The organism is Streptomyces sp. SudanB5_2050 (assembly GCF_964272335.1).
GTDB classification, from domain to species: domain Bacteria; phylum Actinomycetota; class Actinomycetes; order Streptomycetales; family Streptomycetaceae; genus Streptomyces; species Streptomyces rochei.
The window spans coordinates 1954163-1974606 of the sequence record NZ_OZ186760.1 but is presented as its reverse complement, the minus strand read 5'-3'; the positions used below and the strand labels follow the sequence as shown (position 1 = coordinate 1974606).

16 protein-coding genes and 1 riboswitch are annotated in these 20444 nt (G+C 74.2%); of the genes, 6 read left to right on the top strand and 10 right to left on the bottom strand.

From position 1 onward, the window contains the following. Window positions 1-6 precede the first annotated feature (6 nt). The 9 genes from cobI to ACFZP7_RS08765 form a co-directional block, all read right to left on the bottom strand. On the bottom strand, window positions 7-738 hold the full coding sequence (gene cobI / locus ACFZP7_RS08805) for a precorrin-2 C(20)-methyltransferase (RefSeq protein ID WP_385634177.1): 732 nt from the start codon (window positions 736-738) through the stop codon (window positions 7-9). Beyond that, window positions 735-2114, bottom strand: a complete 1380-nt coding sequence (locus ACFZP7_RS08800; protein WP_385634176.1) for a cobyrinate a,c-diamide synthase — start codon at window positions 2112-2114, stop codon at window positions 735-737. The genes cobI and ACFZP7_RS08800 overlap by 4 nt, the downstream gene beginning before the upstream one ends. Beyond that, window positions 2111-2710 carry a cob(I)yrinic acid a,c-diamide adenosyltransferase gene (cobO, locus tag ACFZP7_RS08795; RefSeq protein ID WP_019329328.1) on the bottom strand — a complete coding sequence of 200 codons (600 nt, stop codon included), beginning with the start codon at window positions 2708-2710 and terminating at the stop codon, window positions 2111-2113. The genes ACFZP7_RS08800 and cobO overlap by 4 nt, the downstream gene beginning before the upstream one ends. Further along, window positions 2710-4722, bottom strand: coding sequence for a putative cobaltochelatase (locus tag ACFZP7_RS08790; RefSeq protein WP_385634175.1), 2013 nt, complete (start codon window positions 4720-4722; stop codon window positions 2710-2712). Before ACFZP7_RS08790 ends, cobO begins: the two co-directional genes overlap by 1 nt. Next, window positions 4719-8384, bottom strand: a complete 3666-nt coding sequence (cobN, locus tag ACFZP7_RS08785) for a cobaltochelatase subunit CobN (protein ID WP_385634174.1) — start codon at window positions 8382-8384, stop codon at window positions 4719-4721. The genes ACFZP7_RS08790 and cobN overlap by 4 nt, the downstream gene beginning before the upstream one ends. Beyond that, a complete protein-coding gene (locus ACFZP7_RS08780) occupies window positions 8381-9889 on the bottom strand; it encodes a cobyric acid synthase (protein WP_385634173.1) in 1509 nt (502 codons plus the stop codon). The genes cobN and ACFZP7_RS08780 overlap by 4 nt, the downstream gene beginning before the upstream one ends. Beyond that, window positions 9886-10851: a cobalamin biosynthesis protein gene (locus ACFZP7_RS08775; protein ID WP_385634172.1), complete on the bottom strand. Its 966-nt coding sequence runs from the start codon at window positions 10849-10851 to the stop codon at window positions 9886-9888. The genes ACFZP7_RS08780 and ACFZP7_RS08775 overlap by 4 nt, the downstream gene beginning before the upstream one ends. 104 nt (window positions 10852-10955) lie before the next feature. Next, a riboswitch (cobalamin riboswitch) is annotated at window positions 10956-11097 on the bottom strand. Between the two features lie 172 nt (window positions 11098-11269). After that, a complete protein-coding gene (locus ACFZP7_RS08770; RefSeq protein WP_019329335.1) occupies window positions 11270-11491 on the bottom strand; it encodes a hypothetical protein in 222 nt (73 codons plus the stop codon). A gap of 34 nt (window positions 11492-11525) precedes the next feature. Further along, entirely contained in the window at window positions 11526-12764 is a 1239-nt protein-coding gene (locus ACFZP7_RS08765) for an inorganic phosphate transporter (protein WP_031021722.1), read from the bottom strand. Window positions 12765-12987: 223 nt separating this feature from the next. Here ACFZP7_RS08765 and ACFZP7_RS08760 point away from each other — a divergent pair, with 223 nt between their 5' ends. From ACFZP7_RS08760 to ACFZP7_RS08750, 3 genes are all read left to right on the top strand, one after another. Further along, window positions 12988-13683 carry a class II aldolase/adducin family protein gene (locus ACFZP7_RS08760; protein ID WP_127437263.1) on the top strand — a complete coding sequence of 232 codons (696 nt, stop codon included), beginning with the start codon at window positions 12988-12990 and terminating at the stop codon, window positions 13681-13683. Window positions 13684-13797: 114 nt separating this feature from the next. Then, window positions 13798-14925 (top strand): S9 family peptidase, encoded by a 1128-nt coding sequence (locus tag ACFZP7_RS08755; protein WP_019329338.1) that lies wholly within the window; start codon window positions 13798-13800, stop codon window positions 14923-14925. A gap of 246 nt (window positions 14926-15171) precedes the next feature. After that, complete coding sequence (locus ACFZP7_RS08750; protein WP_175437962.1) at window positions 15172-16596, top strand: hypothetical protein; 1425 nt, start codon at window positions 15172-15174, stop codon at window positions 16594-16596. A 41-nt stretch (window positions 16597-16637) separates the two neighbouring features. Here the strand turns inward: ACFZP7_RS08750 and ACFZP7_RS08745 are convergent, their stop codons facing one another. Next, a complete protein-coding gene (locus tag ACFZP7_RS08745) occupies window positions 16638-17051 on the bottom strand; it encodes a VOC family protein (RefSeq protein ID WP_385634171.1) in 414 nt (137 codons plus the stop codon). Between the two features lie 246 nt (window positions 17052-17297). On the opposite strand from ACFZP7_RS08745, the gene ACFZP7_RS08740 reads away from it, so the two are divergent. The 3 genes from ACFZP7_RS08740 (at window position 17298) to ACFZP7_RS08730 (ending at window position 20415) form a co-directional block, all read left to right on the top strand. Beyond that, window positions 17298-18896: an ABC-F family ATP-binding cassette domain-containing protein gene (locus tag ACFZP7_RS08740; protein ID WP_019329341.1), complete on the top strand. Its 1599-nt coding sequence runs from the start codon at window positions 17298-17300 to the stop codon at window positions 18894-18896. A gap of 334 nt (window positions 18897-19230) precedes the next feature. After that, window positions 19231-19452, top strand: a complete 222-nt coding sequence (locus ACFZP7_RS08735; RefSeq protein WP_003976983.1) for a helix-turn-helix domain-containing protein — start codon at window positions 19231-19233, stop codon at window positions 19450-19452. Between the two features lie 159 nt (window positions 19453-19611). After that, window positions 19612-20415: an enoyl-CoA hydratase/isomerase family protein gene (locus ACFZP7_RS08730; protein ID WP_030977846.1), complete on the top strand. Its 804-nt coding sequence runs from the start codon at window positions 19612-19614 to the stop codon at window positions 20413-20415. Window positions 20416-20444 lie beyond the last annotated feature (29 nt).

Sequence of the window (20444 nt, the reverse complement as noted above, 5' to 3'; positions counted from 1 at the left end):
GCCGGTTCACAGTTTGCCGCCCCGCCCGCCGTCGCGCCGGGCGGGCGCGATCAGCGTCGAGAGATAGGGCAGCGGCCCGCCGTCCAGTTCGGCCGCCGCCCGTACGGACTCCTCCGGCAGCCCCAGTGCCGACCCCCACACGGCGTCCTCGAGCCGTCCGGTCTCGCGCAGCGCCTCGGCGACCTCGGCGGCCTGCCGACCGAACTTGTAGGCGACGACCGTTCCGGGCCCGTTCAACGCGTCCTTGAGCACGGCGGCGCCCGCCGTCACCGGCACCAGCGTCAGCGGCTCGGTGCCCTCGGTCAGCACGGCGCCCGACCGCGCCGCGAGATCCTGCATGGCCGTGATCCCCGGCACGGTCTCCACGACGGTGCCCGGCACCAGCTCGCCGACGGTCTGCGCGAGGTAGGTGAAGGTCGAGTACACGTTGGGGTCGCCGATGGTGGCGAAGGCGACGGAGCCGTGCTCCCGCAGCAGCCCCGCGACCTTGTCCCCGGCCGCGTCCCAGGCCGCCTCGCGCCGCGCCCGGTCGGTGCGCTCGTTCAGCGCGAACACGACCCGTACGACCTTCTCGGCGCCCACGTAGTGCAGCACGGTCGCCTCGGCGCGCCCCCGCTCACCGGTGTCCATGACGGGGACGACGACCACGTCGGCGGCCCGCAGCGCGTTGACTCCCTTGACGGTGACCAGCTCGGGGTCGCCCGGGCCGACCCCGACCCCCACCAGACGGCTGCTCATGACGTTCGGCACCTCTCCACGAACCGACGGGCGACACCGGGCTCGGACGCCCAGTGCGTGTGCAGATAGCTCGCGTGCACACCGCGTTCCACGAATCCCTCGACGCGCCGCTCGGGCGCCCGCATCCCCCACGCCGGCGCGGCCCCGGCCCCCGGCTCCACCGCGGTCCGGTGGAACTCGTGCCCCCGCATCCGCGTCCCCGCCGCGGCCAGCGCGCTGTCGGACACGGCCACGGCGTCCCGGTACCCCAGGGTCAACCGCTCCGACATCTGCGCGGAGGCGTCCAGCACCCCGCACATCGGCAGCCCGTCCAGCTCCCGGCACAGGTACAGCAGCCCCGCGCACTCGGCGGCGACCGGGGCGCCGCTCAGCGCCAGCTCGGCGACGGCCTTGCGCAGCGGCTCGTTGGCGGACAGTTCGGCGGCGTACACCTCGGGGAACCCGCCCCCGACGACCAGCCCGGCCGTCCCCTCGGGCAGCTCCTCGTCCCGCAACGGGTCGAAGGTGACGACCTCGGCCCCGGCGGCGGCGAGCAGCTCGGTGTGCTCGGCGTAGGAGAAGGTGAACGCGGCCCCACCGGCGACGGCGACGCGCAACGGTGATCTCTCGTCCGACCGAGTCGGGTGGTGGGTGGGCGCAGGCCCGGGGGTCCAGGGGGCAAAGCCCCCTGGCAACGGCCCGGCAGCCCGGGCCAGCCCGACCAGCGCCTCCAGGTCACACCCGTCGGCGACCAGCGCGGCCATCGCCTCGACCGCCTCGACCGCCTCCGTCCCCCGCTCCGCGACCGGCACCAGCCCCAGATGCCGCGACGGCGTCGAGACCTGCCGCGCCCGCCGCAACACCCCCAGCACCGGCACCCCGACGGAGTCCGTCGCCTCCCGCAGGAGCGCCTCGTGCCGGTCCGACCCGACCTTGTTGAGGATCACGCCCCCGACCCGCACCTCCGGGTCCCAGGACACGAACCCGTGCACCAGCGCCGCCACCGACCGCGCCTGCGACGAGGCGTCCACGACCAGCACCACCGGCGCCCCGAGCAGCTTCGCGACCTGCGCCGTGGAGGCCAGCTCGCCCTCCCCGGCGGCGCCGTCGTACAGCCCCATCACGCCCTCGACCACGGCGATGTCACAGCCGCGCGCCCCGTGCAGGAACAGCGGAGCCACCAGCTCCGTCCCGCACAGGTACGCGTCCAGGTTCCGTCCGACCCGCCCGGTGGCGAGCGTGTGGTACCCGTGATCGATGTAGTCGGGCCCGACCTTGTGCGGCGACACGGCGAGCCCGCGCGCCGCGAGCGCGGCCATCAGCCCGGTGGCGACGGTGGTCTTGCCGCTGCCCGAGGAGGGTGCGGCGATGACCAGCCGGGGAACGGCGGAGGTCACCACTCGATGCCCCTCTGCCCCTTCTGCCCCGCGTCCATCGGGTGCTTGACCTTGGACATGTCGGTGACGAGGTCGGCGAACTCCACCAGCTTCTCCGGCGCGTTGCGCCCGGTGATCACGACGTGCTGGGTCCCGGGCCGCTCCCGCAGCACGGACACCACCTCGTCGGTGTCGACCCACCCCCAGTGCATCGGGTAGGCGAACTCGTCCAGCACGTACAGCCGGTACGTCTCGGCGGCCAGGTCCCGCTTGACCTGCTCCCAGCCCTCCCGGGCCTTCTCCTCGTTGTCCATCTGCGCGTCGCGCTGGACCCAGGACCAGCCCTCGCCCATCTTGTGCCAGTCGACGGACCCGCCCTCGCCGCTGGCGCCCAGCACCCGCAGCGCGTTCTCCTCGCCGACCTTCCACTTGGCCGACTTGACGAACTGGAACACCCCGATCGGCCACCCCTGGTTCCAGGCGCGCAGCGCCAGCCCGAAGGCGGCGGTGGACTTGCCCTTGCCGATGCCCGTGTGCACGACGACCAGCGGACGGTTGCGCCGCTGACGCGTCGTCAGTCCGTCGTCCGGTACGACACTCGGCTGCCCCTTGGGCATTACGCGGCCCTCCTCGTCCCCTGCACGTCCCGCACCAGCCCGGCGATCGCGTCCGCCCGCAGCTCGTCCAGCGTCACCGCCGTACCGCCCAGCTCGTCCGCGAGCCGCCCGGCCAGCCCCAGCCGCACCGGCCCCGACTCGCAGTCCACGACCACGGAGGCGACGCCCTCGGCCGCGAACAGCCGCGCGGCCCGCCCCGCGAGCGCCACCGGCTCGGGACCACCGGTCGCCCGCCCGTCCGTCACCACCACGACCAGCGCCCGGCGCGCCGGGTCCCGCAGCCGCTCCACCCGCAGCACCTCGTGGGCGCGCAGCAGCCCGGCCGCCAGCGGCGTCCGCCCGCCGGTCGGCAGCGACTCCAGGCGGGCCGCCGCCGCGTCCACCGACGAGGTCGGCGGCAGCGCGACGTCGGCCGCCGCACCCCGGAAGGTCACCAGCCCCACCTTGTCCCGCCGCTGGTAGGCGTCGAGCAGCAGCGACAGCACGGCGCCCTTCACCGCGCCCATCCGCTGCCGCGCCGCCATCGACCCGGAGGCGTCGACCACGAACAGCACGAGGTTGCCCTCGCGCCCCTCGCGGGTCGCCTGCCGCAGATCGTCCCGCCGGACCACCAGACCGCGCCCCGACCGTCCCCGCGCCCGCTGGTGCGGGGCGGCGGCCTGCACGGTGGCGGCCAGGTGCAGCTTGGTCAGCGCCCCCCGGGGCCGCCGGGCCCCGGTGGTCCGCCCGTGCTCGGTGCGCGCCCGCGACCGCCGCCCGGCGGCACCCTCGCCGAGCCCCGGCACGCTCAGCACCTTGGTGCGGAACGGCTCGGCGGCCCGTACGGGCGACTGCTCACCGGCCCCGGAAGGCCGCGGCTCACCGCCCTCCCCGGCCTCGGGACGCGCGGCGGCGTCACCGTCGCCCGGCGGGGCGTCGTCGGGCTCCGGCTGACCGCCCGGACCGCCGGGACCGTCGGGCCCGGGGTCGGGATCGTCGTCCCCGCCGCCGTCCCCGTCCTGACCGCCGAACTCCTCCAGCGTCTCGTCGAGCTTGTCCTCGTCGAGGCCCGGCGCGTCGAACGGGTTGCGCCGCCGCCGGTGCGGCAGCGCCAGCAGCGCGGCCTGCCGCACGTCCTCCGCCAGTACGTCCGTCCGCCCGGCCCACGCCGCCAGCGCGGTCGCGGTCCGCGCCATCACGATGTCGGCGCGCATGCCGTCCACCTCGAAGGCGGCACAGGTCGCCGCGATCTGCCGCAGCGCCCCGTCCCCGAGCCGCACCGACGGCAGCAGCTCCCGCGCCGCCGTGATCCGCGCCCGTACGGCCGCCTCCTCGTCCGCCCAGCGCGCGGCGAAACCGGCCGGGTCGTCGTCGTGGGCGAGCCGGCGCCGCACGACCTCCACCCGCTGGTCGGGCTCGCGGGAGGCGGACACCTCCACGGTCAGCCCGAACCGGTCGAGGAGCTGCGGGCGCAGCTCGCCCTCCTCGGGGTTCATGGTGCCGACGAGCAGGAACCGGGAGGCGTGCCGCACCGACACCCCCTCGCGCTCGACGTACGAGGCACCCATCGCCGCCGCGTCCAGCAGCAGGTCGACCAGGTGGTCGTGGAGGAGGTTGACCTCGTCGACGTAGAGGATGCCGCGGTGCGCGTCGGCCAGCAGGCCCGGCTCGAAGGCCTTCACGCCCTCCGCGAGCGCCCGCTCGATGTCCAGGGCGCCGACCAGCCGGTCCTCGGACGCGCCGACGGGCAGCTCCACCATCCGCGCGGGCCGCGCGACGCCGGCCCCCGGCTCGTGCGGGCCGTCCGGGCAGCCGGGGTCGGGGGAGTGGGGGTCGCAGGAGAAGCGGCACCCGGGGACGACGTCCACCTCCGGCATCAGCGCCGACAGCGCGCGCACGGCCGTGGACTTGGCGGTGCCCTTCTCACCACGCACCAGCACGCCGCCGACCGCCGGGGAGACGGCGTTCAGCAGCAGCGCGAGCCGCAGGTCGTCCTGACCGACCACGGCCGTGAACGGGAACGGGGTACTCACTTCTCGTCGCCCTCCGAATCGCCTTCGAGATCGCCTTCGAGTTCGAGATAGGTGGCGCGCAGCCGCTCCAGCGTCTCCGCGTCCGGCTCGGCCCACAGGCCCCGGTCCGCCGCCTCCAGCAGCCGCTCGGTGATGCCGCGCAGCGCCCACGGGTTGGACTTCTTCATGAAGTCCCGGTTCTCCGGGGCGAAGACGTACTCGGCGCTGAGCTTCTCGTACATCCAGTCGTCCACGACCCCGGCCGTGGCGTCGTACCCGAAGAGGTAGTCCACGGTGGCCGCCATCTCGAAGGCGCCCTTGTAGCCGTGCCGACGCATCGCCGCCATCCAGCGCGGGTTGACCACGCGGGCCCGGAAGACCCGGTGCGTCTCCTCGCCCAGCGTCCGCGTCTTCACCTGGTCGGGGGTGGCCGAGTCACCGACGTACGCCTCGGGGGAGGCCCCCGTGAGGTGCCGCACCATGGCGACCATGCCGCCGTGGTACTGGAAGTAGTCGTCGGCGTCGACGAGGTCGTGCTCGCGCGTGTCCACGTTCTTGGCGGCGACCGCGATCCGCCGGAACGCCGTCTCCATGTCCCCGCGCGCCGCGCGCCCGTCGAGCCCGCGCCCGTAGGCGTAGCCGCCCCACACCGCGTACACCTCGGCGAGGTCGGCGTCGGAGCGCCAGTTGCGGGCGTCGATCAGCGGCAGCAGCCCCGCGCCGTACGCGCCCGGCTTGGAGCCGAAGATGCGGGCGGTGGCCCGGCGTCGGTCGCCGTGCTCGGCGGTGTCGGCGTCGGCGTGGGCGCGCACGTAGTTCTGCTCGGCCGGCTCGTCCAGCTCCGCCACCGCCCGCACCGCGTCGTCGATCAACCCCACGACGTGCGGGAACGCGTCCCGGAAGAAGCCCGAGATGCGCACCGTGACGTCCACGCGCGGCCGGCCCAGCTCCGCCAGGGGCACGATCTCGAAGCCGGTCACCCGGCGCGAGGCGTCGTCCCAGACCGGACGGCAGCCCAGCAGGGCCAGGATCTCGGCGATGTCGTCACCCTGGGTGCGCATCGCGGACGTGCCCCAGACCGTCAGACCGACGGACTTCGGGTACGCGCCGGTGTCGGTCAGGTACCGCTGGATCAGCGAGTCCGCCAGCGACTGCCCCACCTCCCAGCTCAGCCGGGAGGGGATCGCCTTGGGGTCGACGGAGTAGAAGTTGCGGCCGGTCGGCAGGACGTTGACCAGTCCGCGGGTCGGGGAGCCCGACGGGCCCGCCGGGACGTAACCGCCGTCCAGGGCCCGCAGGATGTGCCCGATCTCGTCCGTGGTCCGGGCCAGGCGCGGCACCACCTCCGTGCAGGCGAACTCCAGCACCGCGACCGCGTCGGGCAGTTCGGTGCCCAGCACCTCGCGCACCAGCGCCGGTACGGCCGCGGTGTCCCACGCCCGCGCCTCCATGCCCAGCGCGAACCGCCGGCACACCTGCTCCAGCAGGTCGATCGCGTCGGCGGCCGAACGCGCCGGGCCGTCCACCAGGTCCGTCAGTTCCACCGGCACCTTCACGGGGGCGCCCGGCTCGGCCAGCAGCTCCTTCTCCACCAGCCCGAAGTGCTCGGCCAGGGACGCCCTCAGGCCCGGCAGCGCGTTCGCCTGCCCGCCCCACACCTGCGAGGCGCGCAGCACCGCCAGGACGAGGTTGACGCGCGGCTCGCCGACCGGGCCGCCGCCCAGGACGTGCAGCCCGTCGCGGATCTGCACGTCCTTGATCTCGCAGAGATAGCCGTCGATGTGCATGACGAACTCGTCGAACGCGTCGTCGTCCGGCTGGTCCTCCACGTGCAGGTCGTGGTGGAGCTCCGCGGCCTTGACCAGGGTCCAGATCTGCGCCCGGACCGCCGGCGCCTTCACCGGGTCCAGGTCGGAGACGAGCGCGTACTCGTCGAGCAGCTGCTCCAGCTTGGCCAGGTCGCCGTACGTGTCGGCACGCGCCATCGGCGGCACGAGGTGGTCGACGACGGTGGCGTGGCCGCGCCGCTTGGCCTGGGTGCCCTCGCCGGGGTCGTTGACGATGAACGGGTAGATCAGCGGCAGGTCGCCCAGGACCGCGTCGGGCGCGCAGCCGGCGCTCAGCCCGAGGCCCTTGCCGGGCAGCCACTCCATCGTGCCGTGCTTGCCCATGTGCACGATCGCGTCGGCGCCGAAGCTGTTCTCCAGCCACCGGTAGGCGGCCAGGTAGTGGTGCGACGGCGGCATGTCCGGGTCGTGGTAGATCGCGATCGGGTTCTCGCCGAAGCCGCGCGGCGGCTGGATCATGACCACGACGTTCCCGAACTGGAGGGACGCCAGCACGATGTCGTCCCCGTCCACGTACAGCGAGCCCGGCGGCTCGCCCCACGCCTCCCGCATGGCTCCCTTGAGGTCCGGGTCGAGCTTCTCGAACCACGCCCGGTAGTCGGCCAGCGGCACCCGCGCGGGCGCGGCGGCCAGCTGGTCCTCCGTCAGCCACTCCACGTCGTGGCCGCCGGCCTCGATGAGCCGGTGGATCAGCTCGTCGCCGCCGGACGGGTACTCGGTCAGCGCGTACCCGGCGTCCCGCAGCGCGTCCAGCACCCGCACCGCCGACGCCGGGGTGTCCAGACCGACCGCGTTGCCGACGCGGGAGTGCTTGGTCGGGTACGCCGTGAAGACCAGCGCGAGCTTCTTCTCGGCGTTCGGCTTGTGCTTGAGCGCCGCGTGCCGTACGGCGATCCCGGCGACCCGCGAGGCCCGCTCGGGGTCGGCCACGTACACCGGTACCTCGTCGGGACCCTGCTCCTTGAAGGAGAACGGCACGGTGACCAGGCGCCCGTCGAACTCCGGGATCGCGACCTGCATCGCCGCGTCCATGGGGGAGAGGGCGGCGTCCGACTCCTCCCAGGCGGCCCGGGAGGAGGTCAGGCAGAGCCCTTGGAGCACCGGGACGTTCAGGTCGGCCAGCGCCCCGATGTCCCACGCCTCCTCGTCGCCGCCCGCCGACGCCTGCGAGGCGTGCGTGCCGCCGGCCGCGAGGACGGTGGCGACCAGGGCGTCCGCCCGGCCCAGCAGCTCGTACAGCCCGGCGTCCGCGCCGCGCAGCGAACCGCAGTACACGGGCAGGGCGTTGGCGCCGCGCGCCTCGATCGCGTCGCACAGGGTGTCGACGAAGGCGGTGTTGCCGCTGAGCTGGTGGGCGCGGTAGAAGAGCACGCCGACCGTCGGGCGGCCCTCGGTGAAGGCCCGCTCGCCGTGGAGGCCGTACTCCGGCATCTTGCGCGGCTCCTCGAAGCCCTCGCCGGTCAGCAGCACGGTGTCCGACAGGAACCGGGCGAGCTGGGTCAGGTTGTCCGGACCGCCCTCGACCAGATAGCGCAGCGCCTCCGCCACCACCCCGGCCGGCACCGAGGACTCGGCCATCAGCTCGGCGTCCGGCACGCTCTCGCCGCCCAGCAGGACGGTCGGGACGCCGGCGGCCTTCAGCGCGGCGAGCCCGTCCTCCCAGGCGCGCTTGCCGCCCAGCAGGCGCACGACGGCGACGTCCGCGCCCTCCACGAGCGCGGGCAGTTCCTCGCGTACGTCGACCCGGGTCGGGTTGCCGATCCGGTAGGCGGCGTCCGACGCGCGGGCCGCCAGCAGGTCCGTGTCGGCGGTCGACAACAACAACACTGTGCTCATGCGGGCGCTCCCGGTGGGATGAAGGGCAGTCCTTGCGGCGCGCCGGACTCGATGAGCCGCCACAGCGCGTCCGTGTCCGCGTGGTGTTCGATCAGGTCGCCGAGCCGGTCGAGCTGCTCTTCGCGCAGCGCGGCGAACGAGGTGTCGGGGGCCGGCACGAAGCGGCGGCCCGCGGCGGCGGCCACCTCGCGCAGGAACGCCCGCCGGAAGCCGTCCGACTCCAGCGAGCCGTGCCAGTGCGTGCCCCAGGTCTGGCCGACCCGGCAGCCGTCCAGGAAGGGCTCGCCGCCCGCGACCTCGGCGACCCCGTGGTGGATCTCGTACCCCTCGACCCGCTCGCCGAGGGCCTCGCCCCGTGGCCGGGTGAGGGTCTTCTCGCGGGCGAACCGCACCCGCACGGGCAGCAGTCCGAGCCCGTCCACATTACCGGCCCGCGACTCGACCTCGTCCTCGATGTGCTCGCCGAGCAGCTGGAAGCCGCCGCAGATCCCGAGCACCGGGCGCCCCTCGGCGGCCCGGCGGGCGATCGCGTCCGCGAGCCCCCGCTCCCGCAGCCACCGGAGCGCCCGGACCGTCCCGCGCGTGCCCGGCACGATCACCAGGTCCGCGTCGGACAGCTCCTCCGGCCGGTCCACGAACCGCACCACGACGCCGGGTTCGGCGGCCAGCGCGTCCACGTCGGTGAAGTTGGACATCAGCGGGACCGCGCAGACGGCGGCCCGCAGCACGTCGTCCCCGACCGGTGGCGCGACGACGGACTCCCGCACCGTTCCCCGCAGGGAGACGCGCAGCCCGTCCTCCTCGTCGATGCCGAGCCCGTGCCGGAAGGGCAGGACGCCGTACGTGTGCCGCCCGGTGAGTCCGTGCAGCATCTCCAGACCCGGCTCCAGCAGCGACACGTCGCCCCGGAACTTGTTGACGAGGAACCCGGCGACCAGCGCCTGGTCCTCGGGCGCCAGCAGCGCCACCGTGCCGAAGAAGGAGGCGAAGACGCCGCCGCGGTCGATGTCGCCGACGACGAGGACGGGGAGCCCGGCGCCCCGGGCGATCCCCATGTTCACGATGTCGGTCCGGCGCAGGTTGATCTCGGCCGGACTGCCCGCCCCCTCGCAGATCACCGCGTCATACGTGCCCCGAAGCTCGGCCAGACAGTCCAGCACGGTGCCGAGCAACTGCTGCTGCCGGCCGCCGTGGTAGCCGCGGGCGCTCATCTCGCCGACCGGCTTGCCCAGCAGCACGACCTGGCTGCTGCGCTCACCGCCCGGCTTCAGCAGCACCGGGTTCATCTGCGCGGTCGGCTCCACGCGGCACGCCTGGGCCTGCATGGCCTGCGCCCGCCCGATCTCGGCGCCCTCGCGCGTCACGAACGAGTTGAGGGACATGTTCTGCGCCTTGAACGGCGCCACCTTCACGCCCTGCCGCACCAGCCAGCGGCAGATCCCGGCGGTGACGACGCTCTTGCCGGCGTCGGAGGTGGTGCCGGCGACGAGGAGGCCACCGCTCATGACGTACGTCCCTTCCTGACGATGCCGCGCGCGAGCATCCGCGTGCCCGCGCACACGCCCAGCGCCAGCCAGCCCACGCGCCGGGAGAGCCGGACGGCCCGCTCGATGTCGCCGCGGCCGGCCCGGACGGCGCGTCCCGCCGCCCCGTTGAGGACCGGCCGGTGCTCCACCCGGCCGCCGTAGGAGAGCGTTCCGCCCAGCCGCACCCCGAGGGCGCCCGCGAACGACGCCTCCACGGGCCCGGCGTTGGGGCTCGGGTGCCGTCCGGCGTCGGCGCGCCAGGCCCGCGCGGCACCCCGGGGGCCGCCGCCGGCCACGACGGCCAGGAGGGCGGTCAGCCGGGCGCCCGGCCAGCCCGCGAGGTCGTCGAGCCGGGCCGAGGCCCAGCCGTAGCGGCGGTACCGGGGCGACCTGTGGCCGACCATCGCGTCCAGGGTGTTCACGGCCCGGAAGCCGGCCAGCCCCGGAACTCCGGCCACGGCGCCCCACACCAGGGCGCCCACCACCGCGTCCGAGGTGTTCTCGGCGACGGACTCCACGACGGCCCGGGCGATCCCGTCGGCGTCCAGCGCCTGCGGGTCCCGCCCGCACAGGTGCGGCAGCCGCGCACGGGCCGCCTCCACGTCACCGGCCTCCAGGGCACGGCCGATGGCACCCGCCTCACGGGCGAGCGAGGTGCCGCCGACGACCGACCAGGTGGCGGCGGCGGTCAGCGCGACCGAGGCGGCGGGGGAGCGGCGTACGGCACGGGAGGCGGCCAGCCCGAGGGCGGCGGCGCCACCGGCGCACACGGCGGTGTGCAGCGCGCCCCACCCGCGGTGGTCGCGCCACAGCACCCGTTCCACGGCACCGGCGGCACGGCCGAACGCGGCGACCGGGTGTCCGCGGCGCGGGTCGCCGAGGAGGAGGTCACCGAGGAGGCCGGCGGCGGCGCCGTACGCGAAGACGCGTTCGGCGCGCACGGCTCAACCGGCCGTGGGGAGGGGAAGGCGAAGGGTGTCGCTGGTGAGCCTGGAACGGCAGCCGCGCATGGCGATAGGTCCTCACTCAGGGTGTCCGCGCCCTGGTTCGAAGAGCACGGCGGTGAGAGTTCCTGGCTCCCGGGGATCACTCCCCGGTCACAGTGGCGGGACCGCGCCGGATTCACACCGGGCTTCCTCTCCAGCCGCCGCATTGGCTCCGGCAGTCCACCACGCCCCGCGAACACCCGTCAACTTGCCGTTGACCTGCGAGGGGGGAGTGTGCGAAGGCCCACACACGGAAGGCGTGCGCGGGCGCGGGGGAGTAGTGCGGGGTGGGCGAAAAGGGCGGGGCGCCGGACGGACCCCGAGGTCCGTCCGGCGCCCCCGCACCACGACGTGCGCCGCGCCGGTCCGCCGGCTAGGCGACGATCAGATAGATGCCGTACGCCACCGCCGCCGCGCAGGCCGCGAAGCACGCGTACGCGCCGGTGACCGCGAGGCCGGCGGAGCCGCCCTCGGCGGCGGCCCGCTCCTGGCGGGAGAGGCCGGCGATGCCGAGGGTGAACAGGCCCACCAGGACCACGGTGGCCACGAGGCTGACTCCGAAGACGGAGCCGAGAGCTGCCCAGTCGATGCTCATGGAGGTTCGTTTCCTTCGTACCCGGGGCGCGGGTTCAGACGGTGGTGGTGGCCGAGGGGGCCTTGGGCTCGGACGCCGAGGACGCGACGGCGGCCGCCGGCTCCCCGGTCACGCCCGCCGGGGGCGGGGTCACGGCGGCCATCGCCTGGGTCACCACGCCGGCCGCCTCCGGCTCGTCGTCGACGACGTTGGTGTGGTCGACGACCTCGCGCCGGGAGATCTTCCAGATGGCGGCGCTGGAGACGACCAGGAAGACCGCGACCAGGGCGGTGCCCCAGTCACCCAGACCGCAGACCCACTCGGCGATCGCGGCGACCAGGGCCGCGGCCGGCAGGGTCAGGCCCCAGGCGACGAACATCCGGGTGGCCGTGGACCAGCGGACCACGCCGCCCTTGCGGCCGAGGCCCGCGCCCATCACGGCGCCGGAGACCGAGTGCGTGGTGGACAGGGAGAAGCCGAGGTGCGAGGAGGCCAGGATGACCGTCGCGGCGCTGGTCTGGGCGGCGAAGCCCTGCTGCGGCTGGAGGTCGGTCAGGCCCTTGCCCATGGTGCGGATGATGCGCCAGCCGCCGAGGTAGGTGCCGAGCGCGATGGCGATGCCCGCGGAGAGGATGACCCACATGGGCGGGTCGGAGTCGGGGGCGAGCGCGCCGCCGGCGACCAGGGCGAGGGTGATGATGCCCATCGTCTTCTGGGCGTCGTTGGTGCCGTGGGCCAGCGAGACCAGACCGGCGGAGGCGATCTGCCCGGCGCGGTAGCCCTTCGCGGCGGCCTTGCCGTCGGCCTTGCGGCCGAGCCGGTACGTCAGGCGCGCGCCGAGCATCGCCGCGATGCCCGCGACCAGCGGGGCGGCGATCGCCGGGAGGAGCACCTTGGTGACGAGCACGTCGCCGTGGACCGCGCCGACGCCCGCCGAGGCGATCGCGGCACCGATCAGGCCGCCCATGAGGGCGTGCGAGGAGCTGGACGGGAGTCCGACCAGCCAGGTCAGCAGGTTCCAGAGGATCGCGCCGACCAGGGCGGCGAAGATGACCTCGGGACGGATGCCGGTCTCGTCCACGAGACCCTTGGAGATCGTGTTGGCGACCTCCACGGAGAGGAAGGCGCCGACAAGGTTGAGGACGGCGGACATCGCCACCGCCACCTTGGGCTTGAGCGCACCGGTCGAAATGGTCGTTGCCATCGCGTTGGCGGTGTCGTGGAAACCGTTCGTGAAATCGAACGCGAGAGCGGTCACCACCACAATCGCGAGGATCAGCGAGAAGCTTTCCATTTACCCAGGCAATCGTTCGAGGTCATTGGCTGGACGAACGTAGGTAACCATGGTGAACGGAAGATGAACTGGGCAGGGCGTCGCGGTGACCGGAACCGGGGCCGCCGCCTCCCTCCCCGTGTGCGCTCCGATGCTCTCCGGAGACGTCCCTGGCAGGATCGCCGCGACGCCGGTCGGCGGCGGTCGGAACGGGCCCGGAGCGGGCGGGGAGGAGACGGTGACTGTGACGTATTCGCGGGCCGGACGGGCGGCGGAGCAAGCGGAACCGGAAGAGGAACGGGAGCGGAGGGCGGCCTGGGAGGCGCTCGTCGCCACGGCCCGGCGGACGGTGACGGACGGGCTGGTGGTCGGCACCTCCGGCAACGTCTCGGTCCGGGTCGGCGACACGGTGCTCGTCACCCCTTCGGGTGTGCCCTACGACCGTCTGGCCCCCGAGGACGTCACCGGCGTCGACCTCGACGGCCGGCAGGTGCTCGGCACGCTGGTCCCGACCAGCGAGCTGCCCATGCACCTCGCCGTCTACCGGGCCACCGACGCCCGTGCCGTCGTCCACACCCACGCCGTGCACGCCACGGCCGTCTCGCTGCTCGTCCCCGAGCTGCCCCCGGTCCACTACATGACCGCGGCGCTCGGCGGCCCCGTGCGCGTCGCCCCCTACGCGGCCTACGGCACGGAGGAACTGGCCCGCCACGTGCTCGACGCCCTCGCCGGCCGCACCGGCTGCCTCCTCCAGAACCACGGCACCCTGACCTACGGTGCCTGCCTCGACCAGGCGTACGACCGCACCGCCCAGCTGGAGTGGATGTGCCGGCTGTGGCTGACGGCCTCCTCGGTGCCCGGCCGGTCACCGTCGCTGCTGACCGGGGAGCAGCTGGCCGAGGTGGCCGAACGCCTGGGCGGGTACGGCCAGCGCCCCTGACCCGCGCCGCACGGCCCGCGCCCCCGCCCCCGCCTCGGGCCCGTTGATCCGAACGGGCCCGTCCGCCCGCCGTCCCGGTGGCTTACTCCGGAGCCCCCCGGGAAACTGAAAGGCGTGCGCATCCTCCCCGCGACGGCCGCCGCCGTCACCGCAGCCCTGGCCGCAGGGGCGGCGAGCGTCGCCGCCGGACGGCTCGCCAGCGACGCCGCGCTCAAGGCGCCGCCCGGACGGCCCCTGCCCACCGAGCCGAGGCTCACCGTGCACGGCACGGCCGCCGGACAGATCACCCTCACCCGGGACCTGGCCGCGCTGCGACCGGGCCGCTACGGCCTGGCCGGCGACGGCTCCCACGCGGTCGTCGGCCCGGTCCTCGGCACCGCCGACCACGGCGCCGACACCGTCGTACGCCGACTCGAACGCGTCACCCACGGCACCCTCGGCGCCGGCGACCGGGCCTGGTTCACCCCGAACCTCTACGTCGGCAACCCGGGCACCGCCCTGGACCTCGACTTCGCCGACGTCGAGGTCCCCGGCGAACTCGGCCCCCTCCCGGCCTGGTTCCTGCCCGGCTCCCGCCCGACCTGGGTCATCGCCGTGCACGGCCTGGCCGCCACCCGCGAACACGCCCTCAACCTCATCGCGCCCCTGCACCGCCGCAGCGTCCCGGTGCTCGCCCTGGCCTACCGCGGCGACGTCGGCGCCCCGCCCTCGCCGGACGGCCTGCACCACTTCGGCGAGACCGAGTGGCGCGATCTCGACGCGGCCGTCCGCTACGCCGTGGACCACGGCGCCCGCCAGGTCGTCCTGCTCGGCTGGTCCACCGGCGCCACCATGGCCCTGCGCACCGCCGCGCTCTCCGGCGTGCGCGAGCGCATCGCGGGGCTCGTCCTGGACTCCCCGGTCCTCAGCTGGGAGACCACCCTGCGCGCCCTGGCCGCCGCCCGCCGCACCCCGGGCGCACTCCTGCCGCTCGCCGTCCGCGCCGCCCAGGGCCGCGCCGGCCTGCACGCCGACCACGACGCGGGAACCGCCGGCCTGTACCGCCCGGCCGTCCCGACCCTGATCTTCCACGGCCCCGACGACGCGGTCTCCCCCTGGCGCCTCTCCCGCCGCCTTGCCGACACCCACCCGCGCCTGGTCGCGCTGCACACGGTCAGGAGCGCACCGCACGGCGCGATGTGGAACGCCGACCCCGACGACTACGAGGAGACGCTGCGCCGCTTCATGACCCCGCTGGTCTGACCCCGAAGCCCTCGCGCCGCCTCCGCCGGACCGCGCGGCCCGCCCTCGGCCCGCCGCCCCGCACCGGGCGCGTACGCGGCCCCGCCGAACGGGTGGCAGCCGCGCACCGTACCGGTTCCGTTTAGTGCTGTACGGGTGGCTTGATCCCCGCCCGGAAGGGGTTCTGGACCGGTGTGTCCCCGGTCCCGGACAGGGCTCACCGCATTCCGTTTGGGTTTTCGGACCGTCAACCGGAAGACTGCACCCGTGACGTCCCGTATCCCGCGCGACTCCAGGCTCCGACTCGTCCGCCCGCGACCCCTGGCCGCCGCCCCGCAAGCGATCACCCAGCGGCGTCCGCGCCGCGCCGCGCCACGCCCCCCGGAGGGCACGCCCGCCCGGTCGGAGCTGGCCAGAATGGCGCGCGCCGGCCTGGCCGACGCGGCCCGCGTCGCCCGCTGGGCCGACGCCGCCCTCGGCCGCGGCAGCGCGACCGCCGACGGCAAGGCCACCCTCTCCGACGCGACCGCCGACCGCGCCGCCCGGGAGCTGGGCCTGACCGCGGCCGAGGTCCGCGCCGACTGGGACACCGCCCGCCTCGCCGGACTGATCGAGGTGCACGGCGACAGCGCCCGCCCCGGCTGGCGACTGCGCGCCTGGAACCGGGACGACAGCGCCGTGCTGCGCGGCTGGGTCGCCCTCTTCGACGCCTGGTCGCTCGCCCACCCCGAGCCCGCCGGACAGGAGCCCGCGGCGGTCGCCGAGGTCGTCTCCGCGATGCCCCAGTTGCTCTCGTTCCTCCAGCTGTCCGCCGGACCCGTGCCCGTGGCGCAGCTCCTGGACCTGCTGGAGCAGCGCGTCACCGAGCTGCGCACCGAGCGCTGCGAGGTCCCCTACGGCCCCCGCCTGGAGCCCGGCACCCCGCAGACCCCCGAGGCCGCGGCCCCGGCCCCGGACACCACCGCCGACACCCCGCTCGCCCCGCTCCTCGACTGGGCCCTGCACGCCCTCGCCTCCGTCGGCGCGCTCACCTGCGGCGACGGGCACGCCACGCTCACCCCGCTGGGCAGCTGGGCGGTCTGGGTCAAGCTGGAGCAGATCTGCGTCGCCGCGCAGAGCCCCGCCGGCAACATCGAGCAGTCGGCGGAGGACATGCTCCGCGGCTGCGCCCGGCTCCGCCCCAACGCCGCCCGTGCCGAGTACCGCGCCTGGCTCGCCGCCCGCCCCGTCGGCAGCGCCGTCGCCGAGCTGATCGCCGCCGCCCGCGGCGAGGACGCCCTGCTGCGCGGCCTCGCCTTCGACGCGCTGCGGGTCGTCGGCGCCCCCGCCGAGCCCGACGTCCGCGCCGTCGTCGACGAGCCGACGCTGCGCCCGTACGCGCTCCTGTGGCTGGCCGAGCACGACGGCGCCGACCCCGAGGACGCCCACGAGGTCCTCACCCGCCGGGAGGCCACCTGGCTGTGGGTCGACACCGCCGCCGCCGTCGCCGACCACGGCGAGGCCCCGCTGCTCGTGCGGCACCTGGAGTCCGCGGTGCAGCCCACCGTGCCGGCCCTCCTCGACGAGGTCCGGGCGGTCGGACACCCGCGCACCGTGCAGGTCCTGGTCGCGCTCGCCGCCGCACACCCCGACCCCGCGCTGGCGAAGGCCGTGCGCCGAGCGGCGTTCCAGGTGCACACCGGGGGCAGTTGAGGGGCCCGGCCGGGCCGGGGCGGCGGACCTCGCTCAGGTGCTCAGGCGCGGACCTCCGGGGCGTACGTACCGAAGCTCCAGACGTTCCCCTCCAGGTCGCGGGCCATGTAGTCCCGCGAGCCGTAGTCCTGGTCGGTCGGGGGCATCAGGATCTCCGCGCCGTGCTCCACCGCCCGGCGGTGGTGGGCGTCGACGTCGTCCACCACGACGTACACCCCCGTCGTCCCGGCGTTCCTCATCGCCTCGTCGAAGCGGCTGCCCGTGCCCTTCGAACCGAGCATGATCGCGCCGTTTCCCTGGGCCAGCTCGGCGTGGGCCACCGAGCCGTCCTCGCCCTCGTACACGGCGAGTTCCCTGAAGCCGAAGGCCCGGGTGAGCTGGCGGACCGCCGCCTCGGCGTCCGCGTAGAGCAGCGTCGGGTAGACGCTGGGACGGCCGCCGTCCATGCCTGCCATGCCGATCACTCCCTTGTGAGTCGGTGCGGGAAGCCCTGTCGCCAGTCTCGCACCGCCCACCGACGACGCCCCGGACCAGCGCTTCCGAACAGGGGAGCCCCGAACAAGGGACCGCGGGCGCCCGTACCCGGGAAAAGCGCTTGCACGGTCCCGTTAGACTGGCCCCATGGCCATTCTCCTCGCGCATTAGACGGCGGGAATCCACCAGCCGCCCGTCCCGCCACCCACCCGCCCAGGAGTCTGACCGTGATCTCCGCCTCCGGCATCGAGCTGCGCGCCGGTGCCCGCGTCCTCATCGAAAGCGCCACCTTCCGCGTCGCCAAGGGCGACCGCATCGGACTGGTCGGCCGCAACGGCGCCGGCAAGACCACCCTCACCAAGGTCCTCGCCGGCGAGGGCCAGCCCGCCGCGGGCACCGTCACCCGCTCCGGCGAGGTCGGCTACCTCCCGCAGGACCCGCGCACCGGTGACCTCGACGTGCTCGCCCGCGACCGCATCCTGTCCGCCCGCGGCCTGGACGTCCTGATCCGCAAGATGCGGGACAACGAGCAGCGGATCGCCAACGGCAAGGGCGCCACCCGCGAGAAGGCGCTCAAGCAGTACGAGCGGCAGGAGACGGAGTTCCTCACCAAGGGCGGGTACGCCGCCGAGGCCGAGGCCGCCACCATCGCCGCCGCGCTGAACCTGCCCGACCGGGTGCTCGGCCAGCCCCTGCACACACTCTCCGGCGGTCAGCGCCGCCGCATCGAGCTGGCCCGGATCCTGTTCTCGGACGCGGACACCCTGCTGCTCGACGAGCCGACCAACCACCTCGACGCCGACTCGATCATCTGGCTGCGCGACTACCTGAAGACCTACCGCGGCGGCTTCATCGTGATCTCCCACGACGTCGACCTGGTCGAGACGGTCGTCAACAAGGTGTTCTACCTGGACGCCAACCGCTCCCAGATCGACGTCTACAACATGGGCTGGAAGCTTTACCAGCAGCAGCGCGAGGCCGACGAGAAGCGCCGCAAGCGCGAGCGCGCCAACGCCGAGAAGAAGGCCGCCGCGCTGCACTCGCAGGCCGACAAGATGCGCGCCAAGGCCACCAAGACGGTCGCCGCGCAGAACATGGCCCGCCGCGCCGACAAACTGCTCTCCGGTCTGGAGGCGGTCCGCCAGTCCGACAAGGTCGCCAAGCTCCGCTTCCCGGAGCCCGCGCCCTGCGGCAAGACCCCGCTGACCGCCGAGGGCCTGTCCAAGTCGTACGGGTCCCTGGAGATCTTCACCGACGTCGACCTGGCCATCGACAAGGGTTCCCGGGTCGTCATCCTCGGTCTCAACGGCGCGGGCAAGACCACCCTGCTCCGCCTCCTCGGCGGCGTCGAGAAGCCCGACACCGGCCGGGTGATCGAGGGCCACGGCCTCAAGCTCGGTTACTACGCGCAGGAGCACGAGACCCTCGACCCCGAGCGCACCGTCCTGGAGAACATGCGCTCGGCCAACCCCGACCTGGACCTGGTCGAGGTCCGCAAGACGCTGGGCTCGTTCCTGTTCTCCGGCGACGACGTCGACAAGCCGGCCGGGGTGCTCTCCGGCGGTGAGAAGACCCGTCTGGCGCTGGCCACCCTCGTGGTCTCCTCGGCCAACGTGCTGCTGCTCGACGAGCCCACCAACAACCTCGACCCGGCCAGCCGCGAGGAGATCCTCGGCGCCCTGCGCACCTACAAGGGGGCCGTCGTCCTGGTCACCCACGACGAGGGCGCCGTCGAGGCGCTGCAGCCGGAGCGGATCATCCTGCTTCCGGACGGCGTCGAGGACCTGTGGGGCGCGGACTACGCGGATCTCGTCGCCCTGGCTTGATCGAATGGATGATCCACTGAGTATGGATCATTCGGCCCATCGGTGATCCACCATCTGTGTGAGATCTCCTCATCACGAGGTGTGTCCTACACGGATTTCGCGGCCGGGCCCCCTTCCTCGGGGGCCCGGCCGCGTCGCCTTTCTGACCTGGAACTTCGCGGAGAAACCCGTTCGGCCGTACGGACACGATCCGCTGGAATCCCGCATTCCGTATGTGGGGACCCGCTCCTGTCGTCACCACCTTGTCTCATCGACCTTGCCGAATGGGTGGCCATGAGGGCCGGGAGGGGTGATCATGAGGAGACCAGAGCGCACTTCCCATGAGGAGGCACGGGTGGCCGAGACTCTGAAGAAGGGCAGCCGGGTGACCGGCGCCGCGCGCGACAAGCTCGCGGCAGACCTGAAGAAGAAGTACGACGCCGGTGCGAGCATCCGGGCGTTGGCCGAGGAAACCGGCCGCTCGTATGGCTTTGTGCACCGCATGCTCAGTGAGTCGGGCGTCACGCTCCGAGGGCGTGGCGGGGCTACCCGGGGCAAGAAGGCCACATCGGCCTGAGGTTCCGGGCGACCCCTCGGCTTTCGAAAGTGAAGGTGGTCACCCGGTCGGTCGTCGGACCGTCCGGGTGGTTACTGTGCAGTCACTTAGCTCCGTCGTGGCACGGCTTGCCGGCCGGCGTACGACGGGGATGACGACCGCACCTTTCGGAGGCGCCCCATGGCTTCGCCCGCCCACGATTCCGCTCCCGTACTCGACAAGGACGGCGTGCGGCTCACCGTCGACGACGCGATCGCCACGGTGACGCTGACCAACCCGGCCAAGCGCAACGCGCAGAGCCCCGCCCTGTGGCGGGCGCTCACCGAGGCCGGCCGGCTGCTGCCGGGCTCCGTCCGGGTCGTGGTGCTGCGCGCCGAGGGCAAGTCGTTCTCGGCCGGGCTCGACCGGCAGGCGTTCACGCCCGAGGGCTTCGACGGGGAACCGTCGTTCATCGACCTGGCGCGGGGCGGCGACGCCGAGCTGGACGCGACCATCACCGCGTACCAGGAGGCGTTCACCTGGTGGCGGCGCAGCGACATCCTGTCGATCGCCGCGGTGCAGGGGCACGCCATCGGCGCGGGCTTCCAGCTGGCCCTCGCCTGTGACCTGCGCGTCGTCGCGGACGACGTGCAGTTCGCCATGCGGGAGACCAGCCTGGGGCTGGTGCCGGACCTGACGGGCACCCACCCCCTGGTGTCCCTGGTCGGCTACGCCCGCGCGCTGGAGATCTGCGCGACGGGCCGCTTCGTCATGGCCGAGGAGGCCGTGAACACCGGGCTGGCCAACCTCGCCGTGCCCGCCGACCAACTCGACGGTGCCGTCGGCGACCTGGCCTCCGCCGTTCTGGCCGCGCCGCGCGACGCCGTCATCGAGACCAAGGCGCTCCTCCAGGGCGCCCTCAGCCGCGACTACGAGGCCCAGCGCACCGCCGAACGCGCCGCCCAGGCCCGCCGTCTGCGCGACCTGGCCGGTCTCGGGGAGTGACCGGGGCCGGGGCCGGGGGCGGTCCGGCG

What these genes read in the sequence shown, in the direction of transcription:
- ACFZP7_RS08770 (WP_019329335.1), bottom strand. Translation starts at nt 11,491, where the DNA reads ATGAGCATCGACTGGGCAGCTCTCGGCTCCGTCTTCGGAGTCAGCCTC.
- cobO (WP_019329328.1), bottom strand. Translation starts at nt 2,710, where the DNA reads ATGCCCAAGGGGCAGCCGAGTGTCGTACCGGACGACGGACTGACGACG.
- cobN (WP_385634174.1), bottom strand. Translation starts at nt 8,384, where the DNA reads ATGAGCACAGTGTTGTTGTTGTCGACCGCCGACACGGACCTGCTGGCG.
- ACFZP7_RS08780 (WP_385634173.1), bottom strand. Translation starts at nt 9,889, where the DNA reads ATGAGCGGTGGCCTCCTCGTCGCCGGCACCACCTCCGACGCCGGCAAG.
- ACFZP7_RS08765 (WP_031021722.1), bottom strand. Translation starts at nt 12,764, where the DNA reads ATGGAAAGCTTCTCGCTGATCCTCGCGATTGTGGTGGTGACCGCTCTC.
- ACFZP7_RS08730 (WP_030977846.1), top strand. Translation starts at nt 19,612, where the DNA reads ATGGCTTCGCCCGCCCACGATTCCGCTCCCGTACTCGACAAGGACGGC.
- ACFZP7_RS08745 (WP_385634171.1), bottom strand. Translation starts at nt 17,051, where the DNA reads ATGGCAGGCATGGACGGCGGCCGTCCCAGCGTCTACCCGACGCTGCTC.
- cobI (WP_385634177.1), bottom strand. Translation starts at nt 738, where the DNA reads ATGAGCAGCCGTCTGGTGGGGGTCGGGGTCGGCCCGGGCGACCCCGAG.